Annotated in this window: 18 protein-coding genes and 2 pseudogenes; 10 read left to right on the top strand and 10 right to left on the bottom strand. The window is 70.0% G+C overall.

The window, feature by feature from the left end:
* From I8N68_RS34535 to I8N68_RS31355, 3 genes and pseudogenes are all read right to left on the bottom strand, one after another.
* Positions 1-168: pseudogene (locus I8N68_RS34535) on the bottom strand (RNA polymerase sigma factor); the annotation flags it as partial.
* Complete coding sequence (locus tag I8N68_RS31360) at positions 165-488, bottom strand: YciI family protein (protein ID WP_200216735.1); 324 nt, start codon at positions 486-488, stop codon at positions 165-167. The gene I8N68_RS31360 and the pseudogene I8N68_RS34535, both read right to left, overlap by 4 nt.
* A 53-nt stretch (positions 489-541) precedes the next feature.
* Complete coding sequence (locus tag I8N68_RS31355; protein WP_200216734.1) at positions 542-1,150, bottom strand: dihydrofolate reductase family protein; 609 nt, start codon at positions 1,148-1,150, stop codon at positions 542-544.
* 312 nt (positions 1,151-1,462) lie between these two features.
* Here I8N68_RS31355 and I8N68_RS31350 point away from each other — a divergent pair, with 312 nt between their 5' ends.
* The 5 genes and pseudogenes from I8N68_RS31350 to I8N68_RS31330 all read left to right on the top strand — a co-directional run bounded on the left by I8N68_RS31350 (position 1,463) and on the right by I8N68_RS31330 (position 7,166).
* On the top strand, positions 1,463-2,206 hold the full coding sequence (locus I8N68_RS31350; protein WP_200216733.1) for an SAM-dependent methyltransferase: 744 nt from the start codon (positions 1,463-1,465) through the stop codon (positions 2,204-2,206).
* A gap of 470 nt (positions 2,207-2,676) precedes the next feature.
* Positions 2,677-4,602, top strand: coding sequence for a S9 family peptidase (locus I8N68_RS31345; RefSeq protein WP_307813049.1), 1,926 nt, complete (start codon positions 2,677-2,679; stop codon positions 4,600-4,602).
* A gap of 372 nt (positions 4,603-4,974) precedes the next feature.
* A complete protein-coding gene (locus tag I8N68_RS31340; RefSeq protein ID WP_200216731.1) occupies positions 4,975-5,418 on the top strand; it encodes a hypothetical protein in 444 nt (147 codons plus the stop codon).
* A 559-nt stretch (positions 5,419-5,977) separates the two neighbouring features.
* Positions 5,978-6,715 (top strand): annotated as a pseudogene (locus tag I8N68_RS31335) (class I SAM-dependent methyltransferase); the annotation flags it as partial.
* Positions 6,716-6,746: 31 nt separating this feature from the next.
* Positions 6,747-7,166: a hypothetical protein gene (locus I8N68_RS31330; protein WP_200216730.1), complete on the top strand. Its 420-nt coding sequence runs from the start codon at positions 6,747-6,749 to the stop codon at positions 7,164-7,166.
* 426 nt (positions 7,167-7,592) lie between these two features.
* On the opposite strand, the gene I8N68_RS31325 is transcribed toward I8N68_RS31330, so the two are convergent.
* The 5 genes from I8N68_RS31325 to I8N68_RS31305 form a co-directional block, all read right to left on the bottom strand.
* Positions 7,593-8,291: a suppressor of fused domain protein gene (locus I8N68_RS31325; protein ID WP_200216729.1), complete on the bottom strand. Its 699-nt coding sequence runs from the start codon at positions 8,289-8,291 to the stop codon at positions 7,593-7,595.
* A gap of 140 nt (positions 8,292-8,431) precedes the next feature.
* Positions 8,432-9,478 (bottom strand): hypothetical protein, encoded by a 1,047-nt coding sequence (locus I8N68_RS31320; RefSeq protein ID WP_200216728.1) that lies wholly within the window; start codon positions 9,476-9,478, stop codon positions 8,432-8,434.
* On the bottom strand, positions 9,478-9,975 hold the full coding sequence (locus tag I8N68_RS31315; RefSeq protein ID WP_200216727.1) for a SigE family RNA polymerase sigma factor: 498 nt from the start codon (positions 9,973-9,975) through the stop codon (positions 9,478-9,480). Before I8N68_RS31315 ends, I8N68_RS31320 begins: the two co-directional genes overlap by 1 nt.
* 149 nt (positions 9,976-10,124) lie before the next feature.
* Positions 10,125-10,799, bottom strand: coding sequence for a GNAT family N-acetyltransferase (locus I8N68_RS31310; protein WP_234040942.1), 675 nt, complete (start codon positions 10,797-10,799; stop codon positions 10,125-10,127).
* A 188-nt stretch (positions 10,800-10,987) separates the two neighbouring features.
* Positions 10,988-11,668, bottom strand: a complete 681-nt coding sequence (locus I8N68_RS31305; protein WP_200216736.1) for an SMI1/KNR4 family protein — start codon at positions 11,666-11,668, stop codon at positions 10,988-10,990.
* Between the two features lie 461 nt (positions 11,669-12,129).
* Between I8N68_RS31305 and I8N68_RS31300 the strand changes: the two genes are divergently transcribed.
* From I8N68_RS31300 to I8N68_RS33420, 3 genes are all read left to right on the top strand, one after another.
* On the top strand, positions 12,130-13,083 hold the full coding sequence (locus I8N68_RS31300) for a redoxin domain-containing protein (protein WP_200216726.1): 954 nt from the start codon (positions 12,130-12,132) through the stop codon (positions 13,081-13,083).
* Positions 13,084-13,122: 39 nt separating this feature from the next.
* Positions 13,123-13,455, top strand: coding sequence for a PadR family transcriptional regulator (locus I8N68_RS31295; RefSeq protein WP_200216725.1), 333 nt, complete (start codon positions 13,123-13,125; stop codon positions 13,453-13,455).
* 453 nt (positions 13,456-13,908) lie between these two features.
* Complete coding sequence (locus I8N68_RS33420) at positions 13,909-14,229, top strand: hypothetical protein (protein WP_234040940.1); 321 nt, start codon at positions 13,909-13,911, stop codon at positions 14,227-14,229.
* 3 nt (positions 14,230-14,232) lie between these two features.
* Here I8N68_RS33420 and I8N68_RS31285 read toward each other — a convergent pair whose 3' ends face one another.
* Positions 14,233-15,507 (bottom strand): M48 family metallopeptidase, encoded by a 1,275-nt coding sequence (locus I8N68_RS31285; RefSeq protein WP_200216724.1) that lies wholly within the window; start codon positions 15,505-15,507, stop codon positions 14,233-14,235.
* 101 nt (positions 15,508-15,608) lie between these two features.
* Positions 15,609-16,040, bottom strand: a complete 432-nt coding sequence (locus I8N68_RS31280; protein ID WP_200216723.1) for a hypothetical protein — start codon at positions 16,038-16,040, stop codon at positions 15,609-15,611.
* A gap of 154 nt (positions 16,041-16,194) precedes the next feature.
* Between I8N68_RS31280 and I8N68_RS31275 the strand changes: the two genes are divergently transcribed.
* Together I8N68_RS31275 and I8N68_RS31270 are read left to right on the top strand one after the other, a co-directional pair.
* Positions 16,195-16,398, top strand: coding sequence for a hypothetical protein (locus I8N68_RS31275; RefSeq protein ID WP_200216722.1), 204 nt, complete (start codon positions 16,195-16,197; stop codon positions 16,396-16,398).
* Between the two features lie 81 nt (positions 16,399-16,479).
* Positions 16,480-17,040, top strand: a 561-nt coding sequence (locus I8N68_RS31270) for a histone (protein WP_200216721.1), incomplete at its 3' end; no start/stop codon positions are given.

Raw genomic sequence — 17,040 nt, 5'->3', positions numbered from 1 at the left:
CGGCACGCCGTCGGTCGGCCACCGCTCGACGGCGGTCGCGAACGCCTCGGCCGCCGCCTCCTCGGCGATGTCGAGGTCACCGAAACGCCTGGTCAGGGCGGCGACCACCCGCGCCCACTCCTCGTGGTGGGCCCGGGTGACCGCCTCGCGGACGCCGACCTTGCTCACAGGAACGGCCGCACCTCGATCTTCCGATCGCAGACCTTCGACGCCTCGGTGGCGAGCTTGAGCGCCACATCCAGATCGGGGACCTCCCACACCCAGACGCCGGCGAGGTACTCCTTCGACTCCACGAATGGCCCGTCGCTGAACACCGCCTGCTCGCCCCGGTTGTCGATGACCGTGGCCGCGTCGGTGTCCGCGAGTCCGCCCGCGAAAACCCAGTAGCCCTCGGCGATCAGTCGTTCGTTGAACGCGCTGATGGCAGGCTGCCTGTCCGTGCTGCCGGGATTGCTCTTGTCATCGATCACGGAAACCAGGTACTGCATCTGAAGATCATCTCCTGTGGTGTCAAGACAGCGTGGTTCGGCGGTCAGGGACTTCAAGCCGTTGCGTACTGCGGGCGCCCGGCCGGCCGGAAGATCTGGATCGACACGCCCTTCGAGTCGACCCGCGACTCGACCAGGTCGAGCGCAAGATCCGGACCGGTCTCCGGGAACAGTCTCGCGCCCAGGCCAACGATCACCGGGATCACGATCAGAGTCATCTCATCGACCAGATCGTTGGCCAGCAGCCACCGGACCAAGGCGGCGCTCCCGTGCACCTGCAGCTCACCCCCGGGCTTGGCCTTCAGCTCACCGATGGCCGCCGCGAGGTCACCGCGGAGAACGATCGTGTCCTCCCAACGCGGCGCAGTGAGCGTGGTCGAGGCAACGTACTTGGGGGCCTCGTTCAAGGCCACGCCGATGGGATGTGCGCGCATCTGGTCGATCGATCCCCAGGAGCCGGCGAACAACTCGTAGGTACGCCGGCCGAACAGGAACGCCTCGGCCCGCTGGTAGGTCTGCGTGATGAACGTCCTGGTCCCGTCGTCGCCCTTCCCCAGGGCCCATCCGCCGCGCTCGAACCCATTCGGGTGGTCGTCCGTGGGGGCGCCGTTGTTCTGCATGACTCCATCAATGGAGATCTGGGTCATGGTTGTCAGCTTCATGATCGCGTCCTTTGCCTTGGCGCCGCCCTTGTGGGCGGCCTCACCCCTGCTACGAACACCACCGCCCCGATCCGACACCCCCTCCCGGACTTTCTCGAAGAATTTTCCGGGACGCCGGTCGTCATCGCTCCGACAACACGACAGTTTCGCAGCGACTGCGCTCCGCCTCCTCAAGCACGCCCGCCGCGGACAACCTCCTGGACCAGATCGACCGATCACGAAGATCCTGACTAGTCGTCCGCACATGCCGCCGACCGAGCGTGGCATGACAACCCGAGTGCGGCGTCGACCGGACTCGTGTTGACTCTGCCGGTGGATCGTCAACGGCTCAGCAGCATCGCGCACTCGCACCATCCGATCGCGGCCCCGATCTTCGGTGTCAACCTCAACCGGCTCCTGCGCCGAGCGGGCCGCCAACCGGCGGCTCGTGTCCTCGACCTCGGCTGCGGAGAGGGAGCCTGGGCCCTGCAGGCCCTCGCTCACTACCCCGACGGGCACGCGGACGGCGTGGACGTCAGCCCGTACGCCCTCGAACGCGCCGCCAGTGTCGCCGTCGAACGCGGCCTCGCCGACCGGCTCACGCTGCACGAGCGCGACGCGCGGACGTACGTGCCTGACGGCGATTACGACCTGGTGCTGTGCGTCGGGTCGACCCACGTGTTCGGCGGATTCGGCGAGACGCTGGAGCTGGCCGGTCGGCATGTGAATGCCGACGGCATCCTGATGGTCGGTGAAGGATTCTGGCAAGTCCCGCCGACTCCGGAGGCACTCGCAGCGCTCAACGCGCAGCCTGAGGAATTCACCGACCTCGCCGGCCTGATCGACGCTGCTGAGCGCGCCGGCTGGACGCCGGTGTACGCCCATGTCAGCGACGCCGCCGAGTGGGACGACTACGAATGGTCATGGATCGGCTCGCTCACCGAGTGGGCGTTGGACAATCCCGGCCATCCGGATGCTGCCGAAGCGCTCACCGTCGCCCGAGAGCACCGCGATCAGTGGTTGCGCGGGTACCGCAACGTCCTGGGCTTCGTGACACTGGTGCTGCGCCGTATCTGATCGTGGTCCGGTTTCACTCCGCCGGCGCCCAACGTCCGGACGTGCCGATGTGCGGGCGTCGTACGGTCGAGCGGCGAGGGCCGCACCTTGTGCCACGCCCGAGCTCATATTGCGTCGTCCGCCGGAGTGCATGCCCGACCTCATGACTGCGCGGCCCGCGACCGGTCGTGCCGGCATATCGGGTTGGACTTCCCAGCAGCAATCAGCAGCGCGACCGTTCAGGGTGCGGGACAGAGCGTCTGAAGCTGCGGACTGCCGCCCGATACAGCGACCGCGCCGGGCAGGCAATGGGGCGAGCCGTTCGATGCCGCCAGGTGCCCGGGCACGTCCTTGCCATGCCGGTTAACTGGTCGTCTCCTCCTGGCGTTGTTGTCGAGATCGGGACAGCCCCTGGGAGGGCGCGCAGCCATGCTGCGGAGGCGTTGCGGGAGCGGTTGGTCGCCGTGGTGGTTGATCGGTACTGTGCCTCGGTGGCCCGTACACAGCTCACCGCCGAGTTGGTGGTTGACGGTAGGGTTCCGCACGCATTGGCGCTGTCGCCGGACGGCAAGTGGGTCGCCTACGTGGTCGCCCCGGTCGGACGGGTTGGTGATCACCCGGTCAGCGAACTCTGGGTCGCCGCCACCGACGGGACCGGGTCGCCGCGACGATTCACTTCGGGTGAGGCGCACGATTCGGCGCCGCGGTGGGCCGCGGATTCGCTGCTGGTCTACTTTCTCTCCGACCGGGCCGAGCGTGGCACGGCGCAAGTACACCGGGTCGGGCTGGTCGACGGTGTCGTGGAGGCGGTCACGTCCTGGTCCGGTGGGGTGTCAGGTCACCTCCCGCTGGCCGATCCTGACCTGGTCGTCGTGATCGCAGCGGATGAACCGTCCGCTGAGGACGAACGTCGGGACAGGGAGCGCGACGACGCTCGGGTGTGGGGCGAACGCGTACGCCCGGACCGGCTGCGGCTGCTCGACGTACGGAGCCGGGAGGTCCGGACACCGGATGCGTTCGGCGATCGCCATGTCGTCGAGGTGGCCCAGCGGCCCGACGAGGGAACGCTGGCGGTCCTCACCTGGTCGACCCCCGACGTGGACCCGGGCCTGGTCAAGCCCGGTCTCCACCTGCTCGACCCGGACAGCGGCATGACGCGGGACCTCGGCCCGGCCGCGGCGGACGCGTCGTCGCTCGTCTGGTGGTCCGCCGACGACGGCTGGCACCTGGCATATGTCGCGAAGACCCCGCCCGCTCTGGTGGGCGGACACGCGGTTCTCGATGTCGCCGTACCGGTGAGCGGGCCGGTGGGCGAGCACCGTAACCTGACCGCCGGCACGACCGGCTGCCCGAGCAACCTCGTCCAGGTCGACACCGGTCCGCCGCTGGCGCTGGTCGCCGACGGGCTCGATACCGCGATCCACCGGCTCGATCCGGCCGGGCCCAACCTCGTCGAGGTGTCCCGGGTCGACGGCCTCGCGACGTCGTTGACCACGAACCGGCACGGTGACGCCGTCGCGGCGGTGGTCAGCACGTCCTACGAGCCCGGAAACGTCCACGCCGGCCCCACTTGCGGGCCGCTGACGAGGCTGACCGACCTCAGGCCCGAACTCCGCGACATCCGGTGGGGTGTCCAGGAACGCCTGTCATACGAGGCATCCGACGGGCTGGCCCTCGACGGCCTGCTGATCCTGCCCGCCGGCCGGTCCCACAAGGACGGGCCCTTTCCGCTGGTGACGCTGGTTCACGGCGGCCCGTACCACCGGCACGCCGACCGGCTCATGCTCGGCTGGGACCCGTCCGGCCAGTGGCTGGCGACCGCGGGCTACGCCGTGTTTCTGCCGAACCCACGCGGCGGCCAAGGGCACGGCCACGACTTCGCGGTGCGCGTCGCCGGTGCGGTCGGCCTCGATGAGTGGACCGACATCTGCACCGGCATCGACCTGCTCATCGCCGGCGGCGTCGCCAACCCCGACCGGCTGGGCATCGGCGGCTGGAGCCACGGCGGGTTCATGGCCGCATGGGCGGTCGGGCGGACCGACCGGTTCAAGGCCGCCGTGATGGGAGCCGGAATCAGCGACTGGGGAATGCTCGCCGCAACCGGAGAAGAGGGACCGTTCGAGGCCGCCCTCGGCGGCAGCAGCGGCTGGGAAGGAACAGGTCCACACCGCCACGACCGGCTCAGCCCGATCTCGTACGCCTCCAAGGTCCGCACGCCGGTCCTGATCCTGCACGGCGAGAACGACACGAACGTTCCCGTATCACAGGCGGAGTTCTTCCACCGCGCGCTACGCAGGTTCGGAGTCGAGCACAAGTACGTCGTATATCCCCGAGAGAACCACTCGATCCGCGAACGCAACCACCAACTCGACGTGCTCCGCCGCACCCGCGCCTGGCTCGACCAGTGGCTCGGATGACCCCGACGTCCGACCGCCACGACCGCCACGACCGCCACGACCGATGTGACCGCGGCAGCTAGGGCACCTATTCCAGATACAGAGCGGCAAGCCTCGGCAGGCGTTAACGCAGTTGCTGATCGGCGTCGAGGTTCCACAGCAGCCACGCACTCATCTCGGCAGATCCGGATGCCGTCGGCGGTCCCGCTCAGTGGCGGTAGCGGAGGTCTGCAGCGCGCCTCGGCAGCGCGCGCCTGGTCAGAACTTGGGCTCGACTGATGAGGGCAGCATGTCGGCCCACTTGCGTAGTACGTCGACGGCCTGGTCCCGGAGGGCTCCGTCGGCAACCTCTTCGCGCAGCGACCGGCCAGACAGCCTCCTATCCTGGCAACTGTGGTCGCCGAATGGACGGGCTCGGACGCCTGGGTGTTCTCTTCGATCGAGGGAACCGGTCCCGATGATGGCTACACACTCGCGCAGATCATCGCGAAGGCTGATCACATCGACCACGCCCTCCTGACCGAGGCCGAGTTCATCCAAGCCGTACCCCGTCTGATCGCCGCTGGCCTCATCGGCGCTCGACCAGAGGCCGACCGCTATTGGCACACCGAGGCCGGACGAGCGCTGTATCAGCAGCGGATGAAGGGACGCGGGCTTTTCGGCTGGATGGAGGCGATCCCTCCTGCACTACACCGGCTCGGGATGCCCCAAGATACCGCTTGGTCCCTGCCTGCTGGCGTCTTCGACCGCGCGACCCAGGAATGGCACGAACGGGCCAGGGCGCTCCTGAAACGCCATGGCGGCAGGCGCCGAGAACAAGGGGAGGCGCCCCAGTAGGGGCGGCTGGGCTCGGCCAGTGGGCGGATCTCCTCGTCGGGCAGTCGTAGACCGTCCAGCCTCCCCCGGATGGGGACAAGGTGGAGCCCCCTGCTGGACGAACTACCTTGGCCCCGCGCGGGGAGGCTGGTAGCCCTTGTGGTGCCCGGCGAGGTGACCCGCGGCGGCATCTCTGAGGAGCGTCGGGGTTCGGGGCGGAGCCCCGAGGTCTTCGTGGTCCTGGTCGTCCTTCGGTGCGGCCGGGCGGCCCGGCCGATGCCGGCCGAAGGTCGCCAGGAGGCCGGGGCCGGGCCGGCGCGGCCCGCTTTCCGGGCCGCCCCTGATCCCTGATACGGCAGCGGCACTTGTGGTCTATGGGCTGGTGGCGGTGTCTCGGCGTTGGAGTGGCCGCGTCGCTCGGTGGCTTGGTGGCGGCGTCGCCAGAGTGACCGGCGGACAGCCGCTGCTGGATCGACGGCCGGCCAATGTGGTCAAGTCGTGCGCACCTGACCTACTCTCCAGGGCAGCGACGCCAGGCACCGTGCGCGGCGTGGGGCTGGGAGGCGGCGACATGTCCAGCGCGCAGTTGTATGACTCCATCGGAGCCAGTTACACCGTGACGCGGCGCACCGAGCCGCGGATCGCCGCAAGGGTCTGGGCTGCGCTCGGCGATGCGCGGACGGTATTGAATGTCGGGGCTGGTACCGGCTCCTACGAGCCCGCCGACCGTAACGTCACCGCGGTGGAACCTTCGGCGCTCATGCGTGCCCAGCGCCCCTCAGGCGCAGCGTCGTGCGTGGCTGCCGCCGCGGAGAGCCTTCCGTTCGAGGACCAGTCCTTCGACGCAGCGATGGCTTTTGCCACCATCCATCACTGGCAGGACCCGATCGCGGGCCTGCGCGAGATGCGGCGCGTTGCTCGCCGCGTGGTGGTGTTCACGCACGACACCAGTGACACCGGATGGCTTCGTCGGTTCTGGCTTACTCGCGACTACCTTCCTGAAGTCGCGGACCTCCTGGTCGGCCGGCCATCGCTGACCGAGCTGGCCAGCGCGATCGGAGCCCGCGTGGAGCCGGTGCTCATCCCTCGGGACTGCGTTGACGGCTTCTTCGAGGCCTACTGGGGCCGGCCCGCGGCATACCTGGACGAGAACGTCCGTCGCGGGGTGTCGGTCTGGGCCAGAGTCGGGCCGGACGCCGAGCAGAGGGCAGTGCACAGCCTCCGTGATGACCTCGCCTCAGGTCGGTGGGCAGAACGCAACCGCGACCTCGTCGATCTCGATGCAGCAGAGCTTGGCCTTCGCCTGCTTATCGCCTGAACCCGCCACATCCGGGAACGACGTTCCGTGGGTGTCCCAGACAGCCATGCGCCGACCGCTGTCCGCCGTGATCGAGGGGACACGGATGCTGGCTACACTGTCGCGAATGTCAGTCAGTCATCCGGTGTTTCTCGTCATCGTTGGCGGCATGCTCTTCGCCGGGGTGTTCGCGATACCTACCGGCGTTCTCGCCATCCGCTCCGGCGTCGCCCGCGGTATCAAGGTCATCGGCACGATGATCATGCCCGTGGTGGGACTTGGCGCGGGCGTCGGACTGCTCTGGGTGAACCCCATCGAAGGCGAATACAAGGTGGGGCTCTGGTTCCTTCTCCTGGGTGTGCTCGGGCCCTTCGCCGCCGTCTACGACCTGCGCCGGGTGCTCGAACACCGGCGGGAGGCGCGAGCGGAGGCGGAGCGTGCGGCGCGACGCCCATCCTACGAGCTGAGCTAGGTGAAACTGCCGCCCATGGGCTGACTCGCAGATCGACAGGTGGCATTCAATGGCCCTGTGGATGGCCGGTAATCGCCCCAGCCTGGTGGAGTCCTCAGCTTGGTCATCTTCGCCATCCCGATGCTCCTCTCGCAGCGGCGGCCCTCCTGGCTTTCCCCTGTCCGCGCGAGCCGCCGGGCATCAGGCTGACGGCCGGACAGCGACAGCGGCAGCGGCCGGCGCGCGCCGTGGCGGCGGCGTGTGCGGCCAGTTGCAGGCGCCTTGAAGGCGTACGGAAAGTTTCTCGCCACTTCGTCGGCAGCCGGTGGGTCCTCCGTCGACTGATGCGCGACGCAGGTCCGCCAACTGATCTGCGACACCTCGGCGCGCTGATCGCGGCCAGAAGCGCGCACGTGACCGTTGGTCGGTGCGTGCAGGGTCGAACCGTCAGGCGTACGAGGGCCGGCGCGGCTCCAGCAATTCGGTGACGCGGCCACGGTCGAGCACTTCGATGAGTGCGTCTGTGCCGCGTTCGACCTTGACCGCTATCTCCTCCGGGTGCAGAGGAATCAGCGCAAGCAACGCGATTCGTATACCGCCGCCGACCGCGATCGTGCGAGCCTCGGGCGGCACACGCAGCATCGGCGTGACGACGACTCCGGTGAACGGGGTGTCCGTAGCGTACGGCTGCGCGGGATCGCCGTTCGGCACGGAATGCCATTCGCCGATCCAGGTTCCGTACTCGTGCGGCAGCCGGGCCACCTGCTTGAGGACTCGCAGCGGCCAGTCGGTCGGGTCGTCGTGCAGCCCGGTCAGCCGGGTGAGCGGCCAGTCGGCCGGCAGGCAGAGCATCAGTTCGGCGTACGGGCTGATGTCGTGGCCCTCGGGGACCGTCATCGGCAGCTCACTCATCCCAGACGTGATCAGCGTCCGATAGGGGCGTTCCTCGGTCGGTGCCACGACATAGACATGCACGCCGACCAGGTGCGACGCGATCTCGTGGTAGACGAACTCGACAGGCCCGAAGTGTTCCTCGATGTGCCGGTCGATGGCCTCGGCGAAGCCCTGCTGCGGCCCGTGCGCCGGTACGAACCCGTCATGCAACGGCTGATGACGGAGGACTCTTGACCCGCGCGGCTCGTTCATGACGACGCAGCCTAGGCCACGATCCATCGAGGGGACGACCATTGGCTGGCTCCGCAGGCAGACTTGATCTTCAAGTGAACCGCGGTGGTTGAACGGCGGTTATACCGTTCGATGGCCGTCATGGGCTGGCCAGGGTGGTGTCACCAGGTGTCGGGGTGGTCGAGGTCGCGGGCCGGCCGGTACCCGCTGAGGACTGCCAGGCCTTCCAACTCGGTGTAGCCGTTCCCCCAACCCTTGAGGAACGCCTCGACGACGCATGGCATGACGAACATCTCCAGTACGTCGCTGCCCTGCCGGCGTGCCCGGTAGGGCCCTGCGACGAGTTCGCCAGTCCTGGCATCGTGGCCCGGCGCCGGTTGTGCCCGAACCGTCAGCCAGCGACCGGATTCGTCACCTATTACGAGTGAGCCCTCAACGAAGGAGCCACGCTCCGACCGGCCGAGCGTGACCGAGCATTCGAGCAGCCGCCCGCCGGGCGGCAGCGACTGCAGGCGGAACGGCACGCCGCAGCGGTGGGCGCCGCCGAACCGGACACGGCTCGTCGTGTCTATCGCCTCGTCGCGGGTGGTCGCGTAAATGTCGAGCTGGGCCCAGAGCCCGTCGACGGGTTGCCAACGAACGAACCACAGCTTCACGTCACCGGACGGATCGAACCACGCGACCCCCGGGCGGCCTCCGACTCGCACGTCGGTCGGTGGCTGCGGTCGTCCCGCCGACGATAACGTCTGCTGCAGCGCGTCCAGCGTCGCGATGCTGCGCGCCAGCACGAACCGAGCCTGACCGGTTGGGCCCCGGAACTCAACGGTTTCGGCGCCGCGACCGGCACTCCAGGTGGCGGATTCGGCACCGCTGACCAAGGGGTCGGTCGTGAAGTGCACGACACCAGGATCGGCACCGACAACCTCGGGGCGTGTGATGGCGCCGGGCTGGCCCGGCGCATCCGGCAGTGCGAGTGCTGTGGCTGGCATGATCGCGCCGGTGGGTGCCCGACCGGCCGGGATCACCATGACCACCGCGGCAAGGGCGGCGCACGCTGCTGCCGCGCCCCCCGCGATCAGCCCGTGGCGGCGCAGTCGAAGGCGGCGACCGCGCCAGCGGGCGTGTTCCACGATCGGCGTCGGGTCGATATCGCTACCCGCGTGCCGCTTGAGTGTCGCGGCGAGCTGCTGATCGAGGTCGCTGGACATCAGAACCCTCCTGTCCGTGCGGGGGCGGGTGCTTCCTGCCGCTTGCGCAGCGCCGTCAGGGCCCGCCTCGCGTGCGTGCGAACTGTGCCGGTCGAACAGTCGAGGATTTCGGCGATCATCGTGTCGTCAAGATCCTCGTAGTAGCGCAGGACGATCACGGTGCGCTGACGCGTCGGCAGATCACAGACGAGCCGCCACAGCGCGTCGCGTTCGGCGATACCGGCGGCCTCGTCTGTAGCGCTCGCCCGATCGATCACAGCGGCGACGGAGATCTCTCGGCTGCTGCGTTGGCGCCACCACGAGTGATGGGCGTTGACGAGCATCCGACGGACATACGCATCGGGCCGATCCGTCCGGGAGATGCGCCCCCAGCGGGCGTACGCCTTGGCGAGGACATCCTGAACAAGGTCCTCGGCCCGGTGCTCGTCACCGGTCAGCAACCGGGCGAGCCGCACCAGCGCCGAAGTCCGGGCGAACGCGTACTCCTCGAACGTCACGCCCTATTAGACGTTCCAAGTTGGCTGGCCTGTAGACATCAACGGGGCACCTATGAAGGAATACCTCAAGAGGTCCGGAGGCCTGACCACAGCCCTCGGGGGCGCCGCAAGCTCCGCTTCGTCGACTGCTGCGGCCCTTCTCGGGGATCTCAGTGAGTTGAGGTACGCGCGCCGAGGCCGAATATCGGGCGGCAAGCCGGCAACCCGTCGACCCTCGCCGCGATCCGCTTCTCCTGAGTCCATTTCTCCCTGGTGAGCCGTAGGCGGTCGGACACCACGGCCTCGCCGCCGCGGGCGTCAACCGAGATGCCGTCGTTTTCGTAGCCCAGCTTGCGGGACACGCCCTGAGAGGCGTAGTTGTCCCGAAACACCTCGGTGAGCGCGGCACGTGCGTCGAGGTGGTCGAACGCCAGCGTGAGCAGACCGACGCGAGCTTCGGTGCCGTAGCCCTTGCCCTGGTGTTCGATGCCTAGCCATGCGCCGGTCGTGACCTCCCGAACGACCAGGAAATCGCGGGCGCGAAGCGTGACCATGCCCAAGGGCTGTCCTCGGCGGAAGACCCCGAGGCCGAGTCGCCACGCTGCCACGCTCCACGATCCGAGCTGGCTCCAGTGTTCCTGCAGCACGAACCGCGCCCGATCCTCGGGACTGCCGTCGGTCCATGGCGTCAAGAACGGACGTTCGTCTGCGCGGTGCACACCGTTGCCTGCGAGGCGGGCGAGTGCCGCCAGGTCCTCCTCGCGGGGCAGGCGGAGCTCAAGTCGTGGCGTGGAGATGGTCAGGCCATATTGAGGCCACAGGTCAGCAAGCACGGGCTCGATCATGACCAACAAGCTCCTGGCCACGCTACCGGGTTACCGCGAACAGCCCGGTCATGGGTATCTGAAGGTAGCGCCGTCGCTCAGCTGTCACCGCATGTCACCATGGCCACACCGATCCCGGCTTCACGCGTTGGCTCCACCTGATGCGTCACGGGCCGTCCCGGTTCGAGGGCTGCCGATCGTGAACACCCTCAGCCGAAGCGTCCCTCATAGATCGGAGCCCTGACCTCGTAACGGCGCAGCCGTCCCCGCTTCGCCGCGAGTGCCTGTTCAGCCGCGTCAAGCCAGTCCAGATAGAAGTCTGTAAAGCTGGCGTGGGTGTCGTCCCGGTTGCGCAAGGGCACGATGTCGTCGGACGTGGCGCGTCGGTCGAACCATACGTTGCCGCGTTCGGCGCCGGAGCAGACGAGCAGCGTGTGGAAGCCGCATCCGTCGTCGCTGAGATACACCGCCCCGGCGGTCTGTGCTTGGTGGAGGGCGTCACCGCGCTGGTTCCAGGCCGCCCATGCTGTCTCATCTGACCGTGGCGGCTGCGCAGCCTCGTGTTCTTCCCACCGGTCCTCGTACGAGTCCTGGTCGGGAAACGGCGTCGCCAAAGCCGCAAGCTCGGTCTCCCGGTCGTTCTCCCATGCCCAGCCGCCGGGGCCACGCGATAACCGGCGCATGGTCACCGGCCCGGTCCCGCCGGAGTCGACGTACAGCAGGAACTGCCGGTATCCGTCTGGCATGACGACACCAAGCTGCTGCTCCGCTTCGGCGAGTTCACGTTCGGTAGGGGGGTCAAAGGGCTTGGAGTACGCGAGAAGTCGAAGGGAATGCGGCCTATCAGGCCGGCACGCACCCGCAGCGTGCGCTCGCGTACCGCATGCCAGTCTGTCTCCATGCGCGGCATCCTAAGCCGCACAGGCGGGCACCCCGGAATGAGATTGGCGCGGTGGCGCTCGGGTCCCTGACTCGCCCGGGCCGGCCCGCCCCGGGAAGGCCGCCGGGATTGCTCGTATGGCCCACGATCATGGCGAACCGCGTTCTAGGCTTGGACGGCTGGCGGCGGCGCGCGTATGCCGAGCTGGCACACAATTGTGGGTAGCGCCTTCACCGAAGATTCCCCTCGCGAGCAGGAGCCAGCGCGAGCCGTTTGTCGCGGTGGGAGGGCAGAAAGCCCTGCTCGACCTCCATTGAGCTGGAGACGGAAAAGGTGGCGTATGGCTGTCAAGACCGAACCGCGAACGGCTGCGGGGATCCGGCCCTTCAGAATAGAGACGGCCTCATGATGGCGACGCGCCCGCAGACGCTGACCGGGCTCGCGGACGCCGGCTTCCGGTCCCTTCGCTAGATGACCGTGTCCGAACGTCTGCACATGCCCTCGCTGGGCGGGGCGACCGAGTGGCTCAACTCCGAACCACTCGGCCCCGCCGAGCTGCGCGGCCACGCCGTCCTCGTGAACTTCTGGACGCTGACGTGCATCAACTGGCTGCGCCAGGAGCCGTACGTCCGGGCGTGGTCGCAGGCCTACCGAAACGACGGATTGGTCGTCATCGGAGTTCACACGCCGGAGTTCTCGTTCGAGCACGAGATCGACTGGGTGCGACAGGCGATCACGGCGCGAGGGATCGACTACCCGGTCGCGGTCGACAACGACTACCAAGTCTGGAGCGCCTTCGACAACCACTACTGGCCGGCGCTCTACTTCATCGACGCGGACGGTGTCATCCGCGACCACCACTTCGGTGAAGGACGCTACGACCAGTCGGAGCGCGTCGTCCAGCGGCTGCTCGGCATCGAGCGCGAGCTCGTCCCCGTCGAAGGGCTCGGCGTGGAGGCGGAGGCCGACTGGGGCCACCTGCGTACCCCCGAGACGTATCTCGGCTACTCGCGCAGCGAGCACTTCGCGTCACCGGACGGCGTCGCGTTCGACGAACGCCGCGCCTACGAACTCCCGGAGAGCCTGCCCGTCAACCACTGGGCCCTCGCCGGCGAGTGGACGATCGGGTCGGAGCGCGCCGTGCTCCACCAGGCCGGCGGAAGCATCGGCTACCGGTTCCACGCGCGCGACGCGCATCTCGTGCTGTCGCCCGGGGCGCGGGAGCCGATCCCCTTCCGCGTGCTCCTCGACGGCGAAGCCCCGGGCCCGTCACACGGCGTCGACGTCGACGAGAACGGCAACGGCTTGCTCCGGGACGGCCGCCTGTACCAGCTCGTGCGCGAGCACGACGCGGTCCGCGAACGGACCCTGGAGATCACGTTCGTCGAGCCCGGCGTGGAGGCGTACGTATTCACGTTCGGGTAGGGGACCCACCCTATGTAGAGTTCCGATAGAGTCCGTCCCGTGCGGATGACGATCCCGGTGGCGAAGGTGCTCTCGGCGCTGCTCGCCGACCCGGAGGCCGAGCGGTACGGCCTCGACCTGATGAAGCTCACCGGCCTGCCCAGCGGCACCCTCTATCCGGTGCTGCACCGCCTTCAGGCGGCCGGTTGGCTCGCCGCCGACTGGGAGCAGGTCGACCCGACCGCGGCCGGCCGGCCAGCCCGTCGCTACTACCGGCTGACCGCCGAGGGGGTCCGCGCGGCCCGGCAGGCGCTCGCCGAGTTGCGGGCGTTGAGCCCCGATCCCCGGCCGCGCCGGGGTGGCGCCGAGCCGACCGGAGCCCCGGCGTGGTGACCGGGTGGCTGGCCGAGCGGCTGCTCCGGACGGCCGTCCGGCGCTGGCCGGCCGAGCTGCGCGACGACCTGTCCCGCGAGTGGGCCGCCGAGCTGCACGTCCTCGCCGAACGGGGGGACCGGCTGCGGATGCTCCGCTTCGCCGGCAGCCTGGCCGTCGGCCGGGCCGGCGAACCGCTGGTCGACCGGTCCCGGCTGGACGGTCGGATCCGCTGGACGCTGGCCACCCTGCTCCTCGCCCCGGTGGCCGGCGTGGCCATTCTGCTGCTCTCGGCGGTCCTGATGAACATCGTGGTCAACCAGTTCCTGGCGATGGTGTTCTGGGCGACCGGCGTCCAGGCGCCGCTGCTGACGGTCCTCACCGCCGGCCTGGCGGTGCTGCTGGCCCGGGTCGTGCGCGGCGGCGCCGCCCGCGGCACCCGCACCGGGCCGGCCCGCACCGCGCTCGGCGCTCGTGGTCGCCGACCTCGCCGTGGTGCTCACCGTGGTCAACCAGATCTCCGACGGTCCGCAGACCGTCATCGACGGCGTGCCGCAGGGCGACACCGTACACCGGATCTCCGCGCCGCTGTGGCTCTTCGCCAGCTGGACCGACTGGTCGTTCGGACTGCCCCGACCGACCCGGTGGGAGATCTTCCTGATCACCGACCTGATGGAGTTCCAGCCCTTCCTCCACCTGGCCTGCACCCCGTACGCGCTGGCCTACGCGATCCGGGTGGCGCGCCCGGCCGCGGCGGAGCCGATCGCGCCCGTGCCGGTGCCCGCCAGCGGCTGAGGGTCAGCCCGACCAGCTCACGTCGCGGCGGATGCGCTCGTACTCGCGGGCGAGTTCGGCGTCGATCCGTGCCATCCGCTCGTCGGTCAGCCGTACCGCCGGGTCGTGCCACGGCCGGGCGGCCAGCATCCGCCGCCGCAGCCCGGCCGGCGGGTGGGTGGCGAACAACGAGGTCTCCTCCCGTACCGACAACTGCCGCCACAGCGGCAGCCGGGCGGCCGCGGCGGCCCGCGACCCGGCGACCGCCGCCCGCCACCGGTCCGGCCCGTGCCCGGCCTGCGACTCCCGGCGTACCGCGAGGGCGATCGACTCCTCGGCCAGGAAGGCGTCCAGCAACCCGGTCGCCGCGGTCGAGCCGGCGGCCCGCGCCGCCAGCTCGTCGGCCAGGTACTCGGCGCGCTGGCTGTCCCGCAGCGCCACGCTGACCAGCACCAGGTGCGCGCCGAAGAGCAGCCGAGCCAGCACCCACTGCACGGCGTGCGCGAGGGCCGCACCGAGCAGCTCGGCGATGCCACCGCCGGAGACGCTACGCACCGGCCGCACCAGGTCGGCGGCGGAGCCGAGCATCGTGACGGCGGGCTGGACCAGCAGCGTCCGGCGCGGGTCGCCGTTGACGAAGTGGCCCAGCTCGTGGCCGAGCAGCGCCACCCGCTCCTGCGCCGGCAGCGACCCCCACAGTGGCAGTCCCAGGCAGAGCACCCGCCGCCGGCGCAGCCCGACCACGCCGGCGTAGGCGTTGATGTCGCCGTCCACTCCGACGACCTGCGGCGGCGGTGCGCCGATCGCGGCGGCCACCTCGTCCACGAGGGCGAACAGCTCCGGCGCCCGGTCCGGGGTGAGCACCGCCAGGCCCGCGTCGAGGCGGCCGAAGCGGGGCCGCAGCGCGTACGCCAGGCCGAGCAGGGCGACGCCGAGCACCACCGACGGGTTGGGGAAGGAGAAGGCGAGGATCAGCCACACCCCGGTTGCCGCGAGGGCGGCGGCGCCACCGAGCAGCAGTACCGAGGCGATCGCGGTGAACACCCGGGCGGCGGCCGGCCCCTGGTCGTCCAACGGCCGTCCCACCAGCCGATCGAACTGCCGCGCGGTCATCCGGTACGCCAACCGGTACGTCCACCGGTCCACCCAGGCCCAGCCGAACTCGCCCGCCCGCCGGCCCCGGTCGTACGCGTCGAGGTTCCACTCGCAACCGGCGCACCAGGGCGTCGCGTTCCCCAGCGACACCGTCGTCGCCGCGCAGCGGGGACAGGAACCCGTCCCCGTCGTCGTGTCGATCATGACGACCGATCCTGCCCAGCGGCGGCGGCCGGCGGAACCAGCCGTTCAGCCGACCGGATCGGCCGGCCGCCGGACCGGCGCGCGGGCGAGACCGGCCGGGCTCAGTCCGGGCACGGCAGCCGCTCCAGCGGTGCCGGGGTGGCGGCGGCGCGCACCACCTGGGCGAAGCAGGAGCCGGCGTTCACCCGCTGCCAGCCGAAGACCGAGGCGGCGGTCTTCGCCACCCGGACCCGGAAGACCAGCCGCACGCCCGGGCCGGCGTCCTCTACGGTCAGCACCTCGACCCCGTCGACGGCGTCGGCGGCGTCCCGCAGGGCCGGCCCGGGCGCCGACGGCTCGGCCAGCAGCGCGGCCCGGGCGCGCTGGGCCGTCGCGGCCACCTCCCGGTCGGCGCGTTGCTCCAGCCGGTGCTGGGACCGGTCCCGCAGCACCGGCACCGTCGCCAGCACCCCGGCCGCGGCGAGCGCCGCGAGGGCCGCGGCGGCGAGCAGTCGACGCCGCAGCCGGGCCGATGTTCCTCCCCCGTACCGCACCCGGCGATTGTGCGGGACCGACCCGGTGCCCGGCTGTCCCGTTCTTCGCCGTTCCGGCCCGCGGGGGCCGACAGCACGTCTACTGTGGAGGACATCGGCGGCTATTTGTGGCGATCCGGTGGCGGCCGGGCGCTTCGCGGTGCACAGTGATCCCATGAGCGACAGCGGACGTGGTGCGCACTACTACTGGTGCACGCGACACCACCGGGTCGAGACCGATGCCGACGTGTGCCCTGCGAAGCACGTTCTCGGGCCGTACGCCTCAGCCGCCGACGCGGAGAACGCCCTGCAGAGGGTGCAGGAGCGCAACGAAGCGTGGGAGGCCGAGGACGCCCGTTGGGCCGGGGAGGACAGGTAGACGGCGCGGGACGGCCCGCGTCGAGGTACTCCGTGCTCCGCGAGGAGCCACGGAGAGCACGTCCCCAAGGAGGGAACCAAGATGGCCGAAGCACAGCAGGCCACCACCCGCCCGGCCGCCAAACGTACGACCGCGAAGAAGACCGCCGCGACGCAGCGGTCCACGGGGGCCGCCACGGGCCGGACGGCGACGGTCACCAAGGCCTCGCCGAACGCCTCGGGCGCCGGTGCCGGTCGGGTGCCCGCGAAGCAGGCCGTCGCCAAGAAGGCAGCCGCCAAGAAGGTCGTGTCCGCGGCGCGCAAGGCGCCCGCCAAGAAGGCCCCGGCCACGAAGGCCGCCGCCAAGAAGGCGCCCGCCAACAAGGCCGCCGCGAAGGAGGCTCCGGCCAAGAAGGCCGCCGCGAAGAAGGCGCCCGCCGAGAAGGCCGCCGCGAAGAAGGCTCCGGCCACGAAGGCCGCCGCGAAGAAGGCGCCCGCCGAGAAGGCCGCCGCGAAGAAGGCCCCGGCCAAGAAGGCCGCCGCCAAGAAGGCCCCGGCCAGGAAGACCACCGCGGCGGCGAAGAAGGCACCCGCGCGGAAGGCGCAGGCGAAGACGACGCCGGCGAAGAAGACCGCGGCGAAGAAGGCGCCCGCCAGGACCACG

Origin of the sequence: Micromonospora coerulea (assembly GCF_016598485.1) — a bacterium.
GTDB classification, from domain to species: domain Bacteria; phylum Actinomycetota; class Actinomycetes; order Mycobacteriales; family Micromonosporaceae; genus Micromonospora; species Micromonospora coerulea.
This window is presented reverse-complemented; position numbering and strand designations above follow the sequence as displayed.

Coding starts and splice junctions, on each gene's coding strand:
- I8N68_RS31355 (WP_200216734.1), bottom strand. CDS start 1,150: ATGAAGCTGACAACCATGACCCAGATCTCCATTGATGGAGTCATGCAG.
- I8N68_RS31320 (WP_200216728.1), bottom strand. CDS start 9,478: ATGTCCAGCGACCTCGATCAGCAGCTCGCCGCGACACTCAAGCGGCAC.
- I8N68_RS31285 (WP_200216724.1), bottom strand. CDS start 15,507: ATGATCGACACGACGACGGGGACGGGTTCCTGTCCCCGCTGCGCGGCG.
- I8N68_RS31325 (WP_200216729.1), bottom strand. CDS start 8,291: ATGAACGAGCCGCGCGGGTCAAGAGTCCTCCGTCATCAGCCGTTGCAT.
- I8N68_RS31275 (WP_200216722.1), top strand. CDS start 16,195: ATGAGCGACAGCGGACGTGGTGCGCACTACTACTGGTGCACGCGACAC.
- I8N68_RS31360 (WP_200216735.1), bottom strand. CDS start 488: ATGCAGTACCTGGTTTCCGTGATCGATGACAAGAGCAATCCCGGCAGC.
- I8N68_RS31300 (WP_200216726.1), top strand. CDS start 12,130: ATGACCGTGTCCGAACGTCTGCACATGCCCTCGCTGGGCGGGGCGACC.
- I8N68_RS31310 (WP_234040942.1), bottom strand. CDS start 10,799: ATGATCGAGCCCGTGCTTGCTGACCTGTGGCCTCAATATGGCCTGACC.